Source organism: Caballeronia cordobensis, assembly GCF_001544575.2.
Lineage (GTDB): Bacteria > Pseudomonadota > Gammaproteobacteria > Burkholderiales > Burkholderiaceae > Caballeronia > Caballeronia cordobensis.
In genome coordinates this window covers 1-14,972 of record NZ_FCNY02000041.1, presented here as the reverse complement: position 1 = coordinate 14,972, position 14,972 = coordinate 1, and the positions used below count along the sequence as shown (strand labels likewise).

The window sequence follows — 14,972 nt, the reverse complement described above, 5'->3', positions numbered from 1 at the left end:
GCACCTCTCAACTGGAAAGCATCTTGCGCATCACGTTTTCTTCGGTGAGCGCTTCGCCGGACAACTCGCCGGCATTGCGTCCGCGATACATCACCGATACGCGGTCGCACACGTTGACGAGCTCCGGCACATCGGTCGAGTAGAACAGCACCGCGCCGCCCGCCGCCGCGAAGGCGCGCATCAAGACGAAGATCTGATGCTTGGTGCCGACATCGATGCCGCGCGTCGGATCGAACATCAGCCACACGCGGCTTTGCGTGAGCAGCCATTTCGCCATGGCGATCTTCTGCTGATTGCCGCCCGAGAACGACAGACATGGCTTGTAGAGCGCGCGCGGATTCACTTCCATCTGCGCGAGCGAGCGGCGTATCGCCGCCTGTTCGCGCTTGCGGTCGATGAGCCCGAAGCGCGAGAAGCGTCCGATCACGGGCAGGGACACGTTCTCGCCGCCGGGCAAGCGCAGAAAGAGGCCTTCGGTCTTGCGGTCCTCGGGCAGAAAACTCGTCGATACGCCCGCTTTCAGCGAGTCCGCCGTGGATGTCAACGTGACCGGCTTGCCGTCGATGCGAATCTCGCCCTCGTCGATATAGCTCGCACCGAACAGCGCCTCGAACAGCTCGCGCTGCCCCATGCCCTGCAAGGCCGCGATACCGTGCACTTCGCCGGGCTTCACGGCGAGATCGAAGTCGGTGACGACGCCATCGACGCGCACGTTGCGCGTTTCGATGGCCGGCGTCGCGTCGCTCACCGCCGATACGACCTTCGGCGGATACTTCGCCTCCATCGAGCGGCCGATGACGAGTCTGATTACTTCGTCATCCGATATATCCGCCGCATCGAATGCACCGACATCGCGGCCATTCCGATACACCGTGAGGCTGTCGCAGAACTCGCGCACTTCCTGCATGCGATGCGTGATGAACACGAAGGTCACGCCGTTCGCCTTCAGTTCGTCGATGCGCCGCGCGAGCCAGTTGACGTCGCGGCCCGAGAGCGCCGAGGTCGGCTCGTCGAGCAGCAGCACGCGCGGCTGGCGCACGATCGCCTTCGCAATCTCGATCTTCTGCCGCACCGGCAACGAAAGATCGCGGATATACGCGCCGGGACGCACGTCGGGCAGTTCGAGCCGGTCGAGCCATTCCGCCGCTTGCCGCTGCGCCTCGCGCTTCCTGATGCGCCCGAGGAAGCCGGTCGGTTCATACGACATCAGGAGATTCTGCGCGACGGTCAGATCGCGCACGAGCGTCATCTCCTGAAACGCCGTCTGCACGCCCGCGCGATGCGCGTCTCTCGGCCCGCGCATCGTCACGTCGTCGCCCATCACGCGGATGCTGCCCGAGTCCGGCTGCATCAGCCCGGACAGCAGCTTGACCGTGGTGGACTTGCCCGCGCCGTTCTCGCCGAGCAGCGCATGCACCGCGCCGCGTTTCACCGAGAACGACGCGCCGTCGAGCGCGACGGTCGCGCCGAAGCGCTTCGTCACCTTCGACAGATCGATCGCCAGCGATGCGTCGTTCATCGTCGAACCTCAGTCCTGATTGCCCGTCAACGCGGCGTTGAAGCCCACTTCCTTCGTGTCTTCCGAATAGATGTCCGCGAACCAGCCCGGCGGCACCTTGTCCGGCGCAAACGCCGTGCAGCCCGCCTTCAGTTCGTCGATGCTCCCGGTCTTGCAGAGCTTCGATTCAGCGGTCAGCACGAGCGGCAGCTTCAATGTCACGCGCGCCGGAAAGTCACCGCCATCGAGCTTCTTCACGGCCATCTTGAGGGCCATCGCGCCCGAATACGGCGGCGCGCCGTACGAGATCGAGCGATAGCCGATCGAGCGATATGCGCCCTGCCCCTTCACTTCGCCGGGCGGCAACATCTGCACGCGATGCCCGTTCGACGATTCGCCCGCGCACGGCTTGATCTTGTCGTCGGCGATGCCCGCTTCGAGCTGCATCGACGCCGCCGTGAAGCAGCCCACCTGCATCCACAGGCCGTCGATCTTGTCCCAGCTATTCGTCGCGAGAATCTTCGAGAGCTCGGTCTTGGCCGTCGCCTGACTCCACATGCCCGTGCCTTCCGCAACGATCTTGATGCCCGGGAACTTCGCGAACACCGCCTTCGCCGCCTCGGTGCGCGCGCGATCCACGGAGGTGCCCGGCACACCCGTGATCATCACGACATTGCCCTTGCCGTTGAGCGTTTTCGCGAGCCATTCGGCGGTGACGGTGCCCGCCTGATGCTGATCGATCGTGACGTTATGCGCGCACGGCTCGGTCACTTCGCCGTCGTATGCCGCGACCACCACGCCCTTCGAACACGCATTCTTGATCGCACGATTCAAAGCCGTCGGCGAGATCGGATAGATGACGATGGCCTTCGCGCCGGCCTGCACCATCGAGTTGATCTGCTGAATCTGCTTCTGCGCGTCGGTGCCCGCGACCTGCACTTCGAGATCGACCTTGTCCTTCAAGCCGGGCGTGTTCGCCATCGCCTTGACCATGTTCGCGGCTTCCGTCTGCCAGTCGTTGCCGACATAGCTCATCGAAAGAAAGATCTTGTACTTGCCCGCCGCGTGCGCCTGTCCCGAGACGGCGAGCGCTGCCGCGAACGCGAGGCCGAGCGCCGCCCGGCCCGCATGACGAATCGATTGCGTCCATGCTTTCATGTCATCCTCCGTTGCTGCGTTATTGGTCTTCGACGATGCGCTTCTACTTGCTCACATGCGGCAGCCGCGCACTAGCCGGCAAGGCGATACCCGCGCTGCCGGGCACGACATTCGGGTCGTGTCCGGGTATGACGAAATCCGCGATCTGACGGATGCGCGACAACGAGCCGATCTCCGCGAGCGTTTCATGCACGATGCCCACGGGCACGAGATCGACGATGTTCTCCATGCAGTTCGCGCAATCGCCCGCGATCAGCACGACGCCATCGGTGGTATCGACCGCGACGGACTGATGCCCCGGCGTATGACCGGGCGTCGGCACGACGCGCACGCCGGGCACGATATCGGTCACGCCGTTGACGAACTGCCAGCGAAAGTACGCAAGCGGCTCGCGGCCGATCAGAAACTCCTGGTAATACGTGGCCTGCGTGGGCAGCGGATGACCCGCGTACTCCCACTCCGCCGCCTGCACGATGAAGCGCGCGTTCTTGAATAGCGTATTGCCGCCGGAATGGTCGTAATGCAGATGCGTGTTGATGACGATATCGACATCGTCCGCGCTCCAGCCGACATATTCTTTCAGCGCACGTTCAAGCTTTTCCTCCGGTGCCTGATCGCACGGACATACGAAGTTCGATACCCAGCCCGGATCGTGAATGCCCGTATCGACGACGATCTTCTTCGACGCGCCGACGATCGCCGTCGACCACACGGGCACCTTCATCTGCTGGCCGAAGTAGCGGCCATACACTTGCGAGGAGCGATCGACGGTGAGCCAGCCCGTCGGCATCGCGACTACTTTCAGCCTGGCGTTCACGATGTCCTCCGCCGTCAGAAGTTGGTGTCGCTCGCGCCTTTCAGCTTGAGCATCTCGCGCGCTTCGGCGGGCGTGGCGATATCGAGCGACAGGCCTTCGATGACCTGGCGAATCTTGCGCACCTGCGCCGCGCTCGATTCGGCGAGCTTGCCCGGTTCGATCCACAGCGAATCTTCGAGGCCGACACGCACGTTCGATCCCTGCGCGACGCCGATCGAGCCAAGCGGAATCTGATGGCGGCCCGCGCCGAGAATCGACCACACATAGTCGTTGCCGAACAGGCGATCCGCCGTGCGCTTCATATGCGCGAGATCTTCCGGATGCGACCCGATGCCGCCGAGCAAACCGAACACGCTCTGCACGAAGAACGGCGGCTTGACCAGTCCGCGATCGACGAAGTGCGCGAGGTTATACAGATGCGAGATGTCGTAGCATTCGTGCTCGAAGCGCGTGCCGTTATCGCTGCACGACGTGAGGATGTATTCGATATCCGCGAAGGTGTTCTTGAACACGAGATCGCGGCTGTTTTCCAGATGCTTGCGCTCCCACTCGTACTTGAGTTCCTTGAAGCGCTCGAGCATCGGATAGAGACCGAAGTTCATCGAGCCCATGTTCAGCGACGCCACTTCCGGCTTGAAGTGATGCGCGGGCTTCAGACGCTCGGCCACCGTCATGTGCGGACTGCCGCCCGTCGTGATGTTGATCACCGCATCCGTTTCCGCCTTGATGCGCGGCAGAAACTCCTGAAACACGGCGGGGTCCTGCGTCGGATGGCCATCGTTCGGATCGCGTGCGTGCAGATGCAGAATCGCAGCGCCTTCCTTCGCGGCGGCGAGCGCGGCATCGCCGATCTGTTGCGGCGTCAGCGGAAGATACGGCGACATCGAAGGCGTGTGAATCGCGCCCGTCGGCGCGCACGTGATGATGACCTTGCGTTTCGTTGCCATGTGATCCTCGTTGTTTTAAAGGACTTCCACGTTGCCGCAGACCGAGATCGCCTGTCCCGAGATGCCGCTGCCCGCGGGCGAACATAGAAAGAGCGCGGTGGCCGCGACTTCTTCGGGCGTGGTCATGCGGCGCAGCGAAATCTTCGCGAGATACTGCTTTTCCATCTCTTCATAAGAGAGATCGAGTTGCTTCGCGCGCGCGGCGATCACGCGTTCGATGCGCGGCCCCTTCACGATGCCCGGCTGGATCGCATTGACGCGGATATTCGAGGGCCCCAGCTCGATGGCGAGACTCTTGGTCATGCCGACGACCGCCCATTTCGTCGCGGCATACGGCGTGCGAAACGCATAGCCGAGCCTTCCCGCCACCGACGACAGCGCGATGATCGTGCCGCCGTCGCGCGCCTGGCGCAGAAGCGGCACCGCGCGGCGCGCGAAGTAGAACTGCGCGTTCAGATTGACGTCGATGGTCTGTTCCCACTCGTTCGCGTCGAGTTCGTCAATGCCGCCGGTCGGGCCCGCGATGCCCGCGTTATTCACGAGCACATCGAGTCCGCCGAGTTCGCGCTCCACATCGGCGAATACGCGTTCCACCGCTTCCTTGTCCGATACATCCGCGAGCGTGGACGTGATCGCATTGCACTCCGCGCTCGCTTCGGCTTGCGTCAGCGCATCGATCATTTCGGCGCTCGAATCGCAGACATGCACGCGCGCCCCCGCATCGACGAATGCGCGCGCAATCACGAGCCCGATGCCCGACGCGCCGCCCGTCACGAGCACGCGCAAGCCCGCGTGCGGTTTCAGCATCTGAAGAACCGTCATGCCTTTGTCTCCTTTTGTTTTTGATTCAGGCGCTTGCTTCGTTGCCGGGCTCGCCGCTTTGCAGACGCTCTTGCAGATCGGCGGCCGCATCGCCGATGTCTTCCTCGATGCCGGCGCGCGCGCCTTCGCCGTCGCCGCGCCAGAGCGCTTCGACGATATGGCGATGCGCCGCCATCGACCGGCGCATGTGCGGTATGTCGGGCGCGACGAGATTGAGGAACGGACCGATGCGCATCCACAGGTTCTGGATCGTCGCGAGCGTGAGATCGCTCGCGCCGTGCGCGTAAATGGCGATATGAAAGTCGAAGTTGCTGCGCAGATAAGCGGGCACGTCGCCGGCTTCGACATGCGCGTCCATGGTGTCGAAAATCGCCTGCAGCGCTTCGAGATGCGTTCGCGTCATGCGCGATGCCGCGCGCTTCGCGACCGCGCCTTCGAGCGCGATGCGCACGTCGCGCAGTTCGTCGAGCAGGTCGAGCGTCATCGGCGGAACCATCAGCGCGCGTCCGGGTCCGTCGATCAAGGCGCCCTCTGCTTGCAGACGCGTGAGCGCGGCGCGCACCGGCATCGTCGAAGAACCGACGGCTTCGGCCACGCTGCGCAGACTCAGCAATTGTCCGGGCGCGAAGCGGCCCGTCATGATGGCTTGTCTCAGCTGCGCATAGACGCGGCCGGCCATCGTTTCGCGTGCAACTAATTCGAGCGCGGGTAAATCCGTCGTCGAGCGTGTCGCCACTTTGCCTCCGTTCTTTCGTTCGGCTGCTGCGATGCGGTTCGTTTGGTGTGACCTGTGATCACACTGCGATGAATGAAAGTGTCGGCTGCGCGAGCGTGTGAGTCAACCTCGGATTGCTAGGTGAAAACGCGGAGAACGCGGCGGAATGCGGAAGAACGCGTCAAGCGAACCGTCCCTGCACCGCCCTCTGAATCTCCGAGAACGCAACCGGCTTCACGAGATGATGATCGAAGCCCGCTTCCTTCGAACGCTGCCGGTCATGCGCCTGACCATAGCCCGTCACCGCGATCAGCAACGCATCGGCCGTTGCCGGGCGCGCGCGCATTTCGGCTGCGAGCCGATAGCCGTCCATCCCCGGCAGACCGATGTCGAGCAGTACGATCTGCGGCGCAAATGCATCGGAGAGCGCAAGCGCTTCGGTCGCGTCGTGCGCGGTGCGCACATCGAAGCCATCGGCTTCGAGCAGGAGCGCCATCGCCGTGGCCGCGTCCACGCTGTCGTCGACGAGCAGCACGCGCTTGCCGCTCGCCACATTCGCGGGCGTCTCGCCCACGCCTTGCGCGGCCACTTGCGGGTCCTGCGCGAGCGGCAGCCAGACGATGAATTCGCTGCCCGTCTGCGGCCCCGCGGAAAACGCCTCGATGCGCCCGCCCTGCAATTCGACGAGCGTCTTCGCAAGCGGCAAGCCGATGCCGAGCCCGCCTTCGGACCGTTCGAGCGACGTCTCCGACTGCACGAAGAGATCGAAGATATGCGGAAGCATGTCGTGCGCGATACCGATGCCCTTGTCGCGCACGGCGATGCGCACTTCATCGCCGAACTGCTCGGTCTCGATCGCGATTTCGCCGTCTTCGAGACTGTACTTCGATGCATTCGACAACAGATTGCCGAACACCTGCGCGAGCCGCACGTTGTCGCCGGCGACATAGAGCGGCGCATCCGGCAGCTTGACCGTCAACGCATGGCGCTTTCTTTCGAGCGCAGGCTGCACGGTCTCGATCGCAGCCGCGATCGCCGCGGCGAGATCGACCGTTTCCCGGCGCAACGTGATCTTGCCCTGCGTGATGCGCGCGACGTCGAGCAGATCGTCCACGAGACGGCTCAGATGCCGCACTTGTCTGTCGATGATCGCGCGCACCGTCGCGAAGTGCTGCACGGACGGTTCGCGGTCGGGATCGAGCAGATCGACCGCATTGCGAATCGGCGCGAGCGGATTGCGCAGTTCGTGCGCGAGCATCGCGAGGAACTCGTCCTTGCGGCGGTCCGCTTCGCGCAGCAACAGTTCCGCCGCCTTGCGTTCCGATATGTCGTTGACGATGCCCGCGATGCGATACGGCCGCGCCGGATGCCCCGCCGCGCGCACCGGGAACGCGCGCTCCGCGACCCAGCGCGGCCCGCCATGCGCGCGCACGATGCGATATTCGACCTGATACGGCGTGCCGTTCGCGAGCAATTGCCGGTACGCATCGGCGACATGATCGCGGTCGAGCGGCAGAATGTCGCCGGACCAGTGATCCGGTCCCGGCACAGGCGCGGGCGCGCCGCCGCCCGTATCGAAGAGATGCGCGTAAGCCGGGCTCACGTAGAGCAGTTCGCCGGATACGGGATCGAGCATCCAGAAGACATCGTCGATATTCTCGGCGAGCTGGCGAAAGCGCTCCTCGCTTTCGCGCAGCGCGTTTTCCGCGAGGCGCACGCGCAACAGCGCGCGCACGTGCGCAATCAGTTCGGCCGGCTCGACCGGCTCGGTCAGATAACTGTCCGCGCCGCCTTCGAGACCGCGAATGCGATCGAGGCTATGCACCGCCGCCGCCGATGTCTGCAACACGAGCGTGCCCGCCGTCTCCGGCGAAGCCTTGATCTGCCGGCACACTTCGAGCCCGTTGATGTCGGGCAGCTTCACGTCGAGCAGCACGAGATCGGGCGCTTCGGCGCGTACGCTTTCGAGCGCGGCGGTGCCGGTCGGCGCCTCGATCACGTTGAAGCCCGCGCGCGACAGGATGCGCGTCTTGGCATAGCGCGCGCCGTCGTTGTCGTCGACGTTGAGGATCAGCACCTCGTTCCGATCGCTTCTCATGATGGTCTTTCCTTGCCCGTCACCGCATCCAGCACGCCCGGCAATTCGCCGCCGCCCACCGGCTTTTCGATGAATACGGTCGCGCCCAGCGCCTGCGCTTCAGTGCGATCTTCCGCCTCCCCGAGCACGAGGATCGGAATGCTGCGCGTCGCCGCCTGCGCGCGCAACGCGGCCAGCCAGATCCACGCTTCCGATGGCGCGGGCCGCACCGCGAGCAACAACGCGGCGGGCTGCGTGCGTGAGAGCAAGCGGCTGGCTTCGTCGAGCGTCGCGGCGTTCATTGCACGATACGGCGAATCGCGCAGCGCCGCTTCGCAGTCGAGCCGCTCGATCGGATTGCTCGCGACGATCAGCACCGCGGGCCGCGTATCGCTCGCGGCATGATGCGTTGCATCGAAATCGGCGCCGTAGAACGCGGGAATCGTCGCGCTGAACACCGAACCGCGCCCGACCTCGCTTTCCAGCGACACATCGCCGCCGAGCAGCTTGCACAGCTTCCGGCACAGCGGCAGGCCGAGCCCCGTGCCCTTCACATACTGCTGCAAGCGATTCTCGACTTGCCCGAACTCTTCGAACACGACCTGCTGATGTTCCGGCGCAATGCCGATACCCGTATCGCTGACGGAAAACGTGATGAGCCGGCGCGCGTCGTCATAACTGGCGCTCACGCGCACGTCGCCGCGCTCCGTGAACTTGAGCGCGTTCGACACGAAGTTGCGCAACACCTGCGCGACCTTCCCTTCGTCGGTGCGTATGGGCGGCAGGCCTTCGCACGAATCGAACACGAGCTCGACCGCGCCGCCCGGCGACAGCGGCCGCAGCATGCCGCGCAGCGCTGAAAACAAGGTATCGACTTCGAATTCGGCGGGCCGCACTTCGATCTTGCCCGCTTCGATCTTCGCGAGATCGAGCAGGTCGTCGACCGTTTCCGAGAGATCTTCCGCGGCCTTGCGAATGAAGCGCACCTGCTTTTCCTGCTCTTCGGTAAGCTCGCCGTCGATGCGCTCCAGCAGGAGCTTCGACAAGGCGCGGATCGACGAAAGCGGCGTGCGGAACTCGTGACTCATGTTCGACAGGAAGCGCGATTTCGATTCGTCCGCGCGGCGCAGATGATCGGCGCGCGCATCCAGCTCCGCGTACAGCGCGACGACGCCGCGATTCGTATCTTCGAGCTCGCGCGTGAGGCGCGTCAGCTCTTCCTGACGTTCGCGCAAATCGGCGAGCGCCGCGATCAGTTCGCGATTCTGGCGCTGCAGTTCCGCGGCGGTATCGTCGGCGGACTGGCGCGAGAGTATCTCGATGACCGGCTGCAACTCGCGCGGCGCATGATCGGGCAAGGCCTTCGCAAGCGATATCGATGTGTCGCCGCCGGCTTCGTCCGCGATCGCGCAGTGATCCATCAAACGTTGCGCCGCGAGCAGGCCGAGCGCGGCTTGCGCGTCGTCCTTGCTGTCGTTGCGCATGGCGCGCAGCCGTTCGCCCGCGCCCTTGGCCGCCAGAAAGCGCACGACGAAGCGCGGCGGATGCGTGGCGTCATCGACGTAAAAATCGGCGCGTGCTTCGTGTCCCGCGAGCAGCACCGTGCGTGCGGCTTCGAGCACCGAAGTGGAGATGCGCGTCTGATCCTGCGGCGAAAAGCCGAGCGCCGCGCTCGCATCGCGCGCCTTCACGCGGGCCGCGACGATATCGCGCTCGCCTTCGATACGCATCGCGTAGAGCGCGCGCGTCATCATGCGCTCCCGGCCGCGCGCGCGACGAACACGGTGATGTCGTCGCGGCCGCGCGCGAAATCGCGATACAGCACCGCCGCGACGAGCGCCGGATGACGCATCGCGAGCCCCGGATAGCGCGCGAGATCCCAGCGCGACGTGAGCCCGTCCGACGCGAGCACGACGAGCGCATTGGGCGGATACGGCACGTCGAATTGCTGCGCGCGCCGCGCCGAATGCCCGACGATGCCGCTGTGCGACACCAGATGCTTGTGCGCGCCTTCGCTCCACACGCTCGCCGAAATATTGCCGATGCCCGCGAACGACACCGGCATGTCCGACATCGACGCGAACGCCGGCATGCGCGCGATGCCGACCGCCGCGCCGCGCGTCGGGCGCAGCGCATCGTTGGCCACGTCCATGATGCGTTCGAGCGTCTCATCGCCGTTCGCGGCCAGCACCTTCGCCGCTTCGATCGCAGCGACGTTGGCAAGCGGTCCGTGGCCGAGGCCATCGGCGACGAGCACCGTGAATTCGCCCTGATTCATATGGCACGACCAGGCATCGCCGCTGACGGTTTCGGTCGCGAGCGGCAGATTCACGACGCCGTAGCTCAATTGCGCGGCAGGCCTGTTCGCCGCGCCAGGCGCATTCCAGAACACGACGCGCAGCACCGTGCCGCGTCCGGGCGCGCTCCAGACATCGAGCTCGTCGGACAAACGTTCGATCGCGCCCATGCCGTTGCCGGGACTGCCCGCGGTCGTATAGCCGTCCTCGAAACAGCGATGCAGATCGTGGATGCCCGGGCCGTTATCGATGCACAGCACTTCGATACCATAGCGAGGCGATGCGCCGTGACCATCGACGAGCGGCCGCACCAGCAGTTCGCCGTGCTGCGCATGCTTGAGCAGATTCGTGCCGCACTCCGTCACGACGATCGCGAGTTCACCCGCGGCGGTCTCGTTGAACGCGAGACCCCGCGCGAGCTCGCCGATCAGCCGCCGCGCATGCGCGACCTGGCTCGTGTCGGCGATCTCATAGCGCTGCTGCGCGGCCATCGATTCCTTCAGAACGGTTTCCATTTGGTGATCGAAACGTGTGTGCCGGCGCCCGGCGCCGAGCGGATATCGAACTCGTCGCACAGGCGCTTCGCGCCGCCGAGGCCGAGCCCGAGACCGCTGCCGGACGTGAAGCCGTCGGACAGCGCGCGCTGGATATCGGGAATCCCGGGACCGTTGTCGACGAATTCGAGTTTGAGGCCGCGGCGGCCGTTGCGCTCGACGAGCGTGCAATGCACGTCGCCGCCGCCGCCGTAGATGAGCGTGTTGCGCGCGAGCTCGCTCGCCGCCGTCACGAACTTGGTCTGGTCGATGAGAGACAGTCCTTGCGCGACGGCCTTCTCGCGGACGAACTGGCGCAGCCGCACGATCTGCTCGTCGGAGCGGATCGGCAGCGTGTCGGGCGGCGACGATGAGCTCGGCGCGGCTGTGGAGTGGAAGGTCGTCATGGCGTGGTTCACATGCGATCGTCAGACCGTGCCGCTTTTCGCGAGCAGCGCCATGCCCTTTTCCACGTTGAGCGCGGTGCGCACGCCCGAGAGCGTGAGCCCGAGCTCGACGAGCGTGATCGCGACCGAAGGCTGCATGCCGACGACGACCGTCTCGGCGTCGAGCACGCGCGCCATCGCGGCGGTGTTGCCGATCATGCGCCCGATGAACGAATCGACCACATCGAGCGATGAAATGTCGATCAGCACGCCGCGCGCGCCGTCCTTCACGATCCGGCTCGTCAGATCGTCCTGCAGCGTGAGCGCGAGCCGGTCGTGCATGTCGACCTGAATGGTGACGAGCAAGAGCTTGCCCATCGTGAGAATCGGAATGCGTTCCATCGCTTGAGGCCCCGTTCAGTCGCGTGTCGTTCGATGCGTGCTTCGAATGGCGAGATGCGGCGTCATTCGGGTTGCAGCGGATCGAAGGCGTCGCTCTGACGACCCGCGCGCGATGCGTCGTGCGCGAACGCCGCCGTCACCGACTTGCCGGTGCGTTGCAGCGCGACGACGAAAGCCGCCGCGAGCGACGCCTTGGTCGTGACGTTCGACAGGTTCACGCCGAGATGCACGATGGTCTGCGCGATCTGCGGACGAATGCCGCTGATGATGCAGTCCGCGCCCATCAGCCGCGCCGCCGCGACGGTCTTGAGCAGATGTTGCGCGACGAGCGTATCGACGGTCGGCACGCCGGTGATGTCGATGATCGAGATGGCCGCGCCCGTCTCGACGATCTTCTGCAACAGGTTTTCCATCACCACTTGCGTGCGCGCGGAATCGAGCGTGCCGATCAAGGGCAGCGCGAGAATGCCGTCCCACAACTGCACGACCGGCGTCGACAGTTCGAGCAGTTCCTGCTGCTGGCGCACGATGACCTGCTCGCGGCTCGCCTGAAACACTTCGGTCGTATAGAGGCCGAGTTCGTCGAAGAGCGTGCTGATGGTCCAGGTGAGATCGGCGAGCGTGGCGGAGTCGTTGCCGACCGCGTCGCGAAGGCGCGCAAAAAGCGGCTGCTTGAGCGAGAACACGAAGAGCGCGGTCTCGACCGGCGAGAAGCCCTGACGCGCGCGCTGCGACGACATGTCCGCGAGAAACGAGCGCACTTCCTGCCACGCGGGCGCCTTGAAATCCACGCGCTCGGCGCTGCTCAGCGCGGCCGTCAGAAGCGAGACGAATTGCGTGAACTGATTGCGCAGTTCGGCTTCGCCGACGAGCCCGCGACGCGACGCGATAGCGTGCTGCTGCGCGAACCACTCTGCGAGCAACTGCTCCTGATTGCCGGTGAACAATTGAGCGAGCCGCATTCCGCCGACCATTTCCATGCCGAAATCCCCGTGCGATAGATGTTTTTCGGGCGCTGCGCCCGGATGACTTTTGTTGCGCCGCCGCGATGGCTATCGAAATAAAGCAACGCAAGGCGCTCGGAATGTAGCATGCCATCCCGAAATTCGACAGTCCGCGACGCCTTATGGCGCAAGGGATTCCGGCACATCGGCAATTGCTGCCGATCGCTTCGCGCGCGCCGCTCGAGGACAAGTCAAATCTCCTGATCGTTCAGCGTGAGAGCAGAAAGAGTTCGAGCGCCTGGAGGCTGATCGGCTTGAGCAGATAGCCGTCGAAGCGGGCTTCACCGCTGTCCACGACAAGATCGGTGTGCCCTGTCATGGCGATGATGCGTGCGCGGCTGCTCGGCCCGCGCGCGCGGATCGCGGTGCAGAGTTCGCGGCCGTCGGCGTCGGGAAGCGTAATGTCGAGAAAAATGCTGTCGAATCGTTCGCTCGCGGTGAGCGCCAGGCAGCCCGCGCCGTCGTGCGCGATGGCCGCGGTATGACCCATTCCGCTTGCGATGTCGACGAGGGTCTCGATGCAGGCGTGATTGTCGTCGACGAATAGCAGGTTCATCGTCACTGACTCCGTTTCGACGGGATGGGTTATGCGCGTCGGACAGTGTAGTGCATGCGCGATGCCGCTCGCGCCTGACATTGCGCCAACGGCGAGGCTTTGTCCGCGTTGCCCTAGATCGCATGATGCCGTGTATAGCGGCACGAATATTTTTTCGGCCGGTGCGCGGTGCAATACTCGGACGACTGCTTCACTCGACCCGTTCATCGAACCGCCGGAGCGCGCATGTCCCAAACGACTCATCCCGTCGACGAAGTGTTGCCCCTTGGTCAGATGCTCGCGGTCGGCATTCAGCACGTGCTCGTGATGTATGCGGGCGCGATCGCGGTGCCGCTCATCATCGGCGCGGCGTTGAAGCTGCCGAAGGAACAGGTGGCGTTTCTGATCAGCTCCGACCTTTTCGCGTGCGGGATCGTCACGCTGGTGCAATGCATCGGCGTGTGGAAATTCGGCATACGGTTGCCGGTCATCATGGGCGTGAGCTTCGCGCCGGTCGGTCCGATGGTCGCGATGGCTTCCTCGGGCGCGGGCCTCACGGCGATCTTCGGCGCGACGATCGCGGCGGGCGTGTTCGCCATTCTGATCGCTCCGTTTTTCGGGCGGCTGATGCGCTTCTTTCCGCCGATCGTGACCGGCACGATCATTCTCACGATTGGCATGACGCTCTTCCCGGTAGCGATCAACTGGGCCGGCGGCGGGCGCGGCGCGGCGAATTTCGGCGCACCGGGCAATCTGATGATCGCGGCTGTCGTGCTGCTCGCGATTCTGCTGATCAACAAGTATCTGAAGGGCTTTCTCGCGAATATATCGGTTTTGCTCGGCATGGCGATTGGCTTCGTTATCGCCTTGCCGCTCGGGTTGATCGACTTCTCGGGTGTCGGGCAAGCGGCGTGGTTTGCGCCTGTGCGGCCGTTTGCGTTCGGCATGCCGACATTCGATCTTGCGGCCATTGCGTCCTTGTGTCTCGTGATGGTGGTCATCATGGTGGAATCGCTCGGCATGTTTCTCGCCCTCGGCGATCTTGCGATGCGGCCCGTTTCGCGCGTCGATGCGACGCGAGGCTTGCGCACCGATGGTCTCGGCACGGTGATCGGCGGCATCTTCAATACGTTTCCGCATTCGTCGTTTTCGCAGAACATCGGGCTTGTGGGGATAACCGGTGTGAAGAGCCGATGGGTTGTCGCGGTGTCGGGCGTGATTTTGATTTCGCTCGGGCTGTTGCCCAAGTTATCCAATCTGATTGCTTCGATACCGGTCGTCGTGCTTGGGGGCGCGGGGATCGCGATGTTCGGCATGGTCGCGGCGACGGGCGTGAAGATCTTGAGTAAAGTGGATTTCGATAGCAAGAATAACTTGCTGATTATCGCGATCAGTCTCGGGGTGGGGGTTATTCCGCTCGTCGCGCCGACGTTTTTTGCGCATATGCCGGGGTGGGTGGGGCCTTTGACGCATAGCGGGATTACGCTTGCTGCGGTGTTTGCTATCGCGCTGAATGCGATGTTTAATCGCGGGCGTGGGGAGGGGGAGGTTGAGAGGGAGCTTGCCGAGGATATGGCGTTGAGTTTGCGGCAGGGGGATAGAGAAGGTTGATTTTTGGGTTTTTGTCTTTGTTGTTTTGTTTTGCTTTTGTGGAACTTGCTTTGTTGTCGGTCTATTAGCACTGCCCCTCCCCGGGGCGGGGGTAACTTTCTTTGCTGCTGCAAAGAAAGTCACCAAAGAAAGCAGCTTTCTCACCGCCCGCGGTCACACGCACGTTGGCC

Annotated in this window: 14 protein-coding genes; 1 reads left to right on the top strand and 13 read right to left on the bottom strand. The window is 64.1% G+C overall.

Features of this window, described 5'->3' with window-relative positions:
• Positions 1-7: 7 nt before the first annotated feature.
• The 13 genes from AWB70_RS37245 to AWB70_RS37185 form a co-directional block, all read right to left on the bottom strand.
• A complete protein-coding gene (locus AWB70_RS37245; protein WP_053569837.1) occupies positions 8-1,519 on the bottom strand; it encodes a sugar ABC transporter ATP-binding protein in 1,512 nt (503 codons plus the stop codon).
• Positions 1,520-1,528: 9 nt separating this feature from the next.
• On the bottom strand, positions 1,529-2,656 hold the full coding sequence (locus AWB70_RS37240) for a sugar ABC transporter substrate-binding protein (protein ID WP_053569836.1): 1,128 nt from the start codon (positions 2,654-2,656) through the stop codon (positions 1,529-1,531).
• A gap of 43 nt (positions 2,657-2,699) precedes the next feature.
• The gene (locus tag AWB70_RS37235) at positions 2,700-3,473 is read right to left on the bottom strand and encodes an N-acyl homoserine lactonase family protein (RefSeq protein WP_053569835.1); all 774 of its coding nucleotides are present in this window, start codon (positions 3,471-3,473) and stop codon (positions 2,700-2,702) included.
• 14 nt (positions 3,474-3,487) lie between these two features.
• On the bottom strand, positions 3,488-4,420 hold the full coding sequence (gene kce / locus AWB70_RS37230; protein ID WP_053569834.1) for a 3,5-dioxohexanoate:acetyl-CoA acetone transferase: 933 nt from the start codon (positions 4,418-4,420) through the stop codon (positions 3,488-3,490).
• Positions 4,421-4,435: 15 nt separating this feature from the next.
• Complete coding sequence (locus tag AWB70_RS37225) at positions 4,436-5,242, bottom strand: SDR family oxidoreductase (RefSeq protein ID WP_053569833.1); 807 nt, start codon at positions 5,240-5,242, stop codon at positions 4,436-4,438.
• Positions 5,243-5,267: 25 nt separating this feature from the next.
• Complete coding sequence (locus AWB70_RS37220; RefSeq protein WP_050878492.1) at positions 5,268-5,921, bottom strand: GntR family transcriptional regulator; 654 nt, start codon at positions 5,919-5,921, stop codon at positions 5,268-5,270.
• 217 nt (positions 5,922-6,138) lie between these two features.
• Complete coding sequence (locus AWB70_RS37215) at positions 6,139-8,055, bottom strand: hybrid sensor histidine kinase/response regulator (protein ID WP_053569832.1); 1,917 nt, start codon at positions 8,053-8,055, stop codon at positions 6,139-6,141.
• Positions 8,052-9,788: an ATP-binding response regulator gene (locus AWB70_RS37210; protein ID WP_235024431.1), complete on the bottom strand. Its 1,737-nt coding sequence runs from the start codon at positions 9,786-9,788 to the stop codon at positions 8,052-8,054. The genes AWB70_RS37215 and AWB70_RS37210 overlap by 4 nt, the downstream gene beginning before the upstream one ends.
• Positions 9,785-10,846 carry an ATP-binding SpoIIE family protein phosphatase gene (locus AWB70_RS37205; RefSeq protein ID WP_053569831.1) on the bottom strand — a complete coding sequence of 354 codons (1,062 nt, stop codon included), beginning with the start codon at positions 10,844-10,846 and terminating at the stop codon, positions 9,785-9,787. Before AWB70_RS37205 ends, AWB70_RS37210 begins: the two co-directional genes overlap by 4 nt.
• Entirely contained in the window at positions 10,831-11,271 is a 441-nt protein-coding gene (locus tag AWB70_RS37200) for an anti-sigma regulatory factor (RefSeq protein WP_053569830.1), read from the bottom strand. Before AWB70_RS37200 ends, AWB70_RS37205 begins: the two co-directional genes overlap by 16 nt.
• A gap of 21 nt (positions 11,272-11,292) precedes the next feature.
• Positions 11,293-11,652: an STAS domain-containing protein gene (locus AWB70_RS37195; RefSeq protein ID WP_014251758.1), complete on the bottom strand. Its 360-nt coding sequence runs from the start codon at positions 11,650-11,652 to the stop codon at positions 11,293-11,295.
• 62 nt (positions 11,653-11,714) lie between these two features.
• A complete protein-coding gene (locus AWB70_RS37190) occupies positions 11,715-12,632 on the bottom strand; it encodes an STAS domain-containing protein (RefSeq protein WP_053569829.1) in 918 nt (305 codons plus the stop codon).
• A 232-nt stretch (positions 12,633-12,864) separates the two neighbouring features.
• Positions 12,865-13,212 (bottom strand): response regulator, encoded by a 348-nt coding sequence (locus tag AWB70_RS37185; protein WP_053569890.1) that lies wholly within the window; start codon positions 13,210-13,212, stop codon positions 12,865-12,867.
• Between the two features lie 225 nt (positions 13,213-13,437).
• Here AWB70_RS37185 and AWB70_RS37180 point away from each other — a divergent pair, with 225 nt between their 5' ends.
• Positions 13,438-14,802 (top strand): nucleobase:cation symporter-2 family protein, encoded by a 1,365-nt coding sequence (locus AWB70_RS37180; RefSeq protein ID WP_053569828.1) that lies wholly within the window; start codon positions 13,438-13,440, stop codon positions 14,800-14,802.
• The last annotated feature ends 170 nt before the right edge of the window (positions 14,803-14,972 follow it).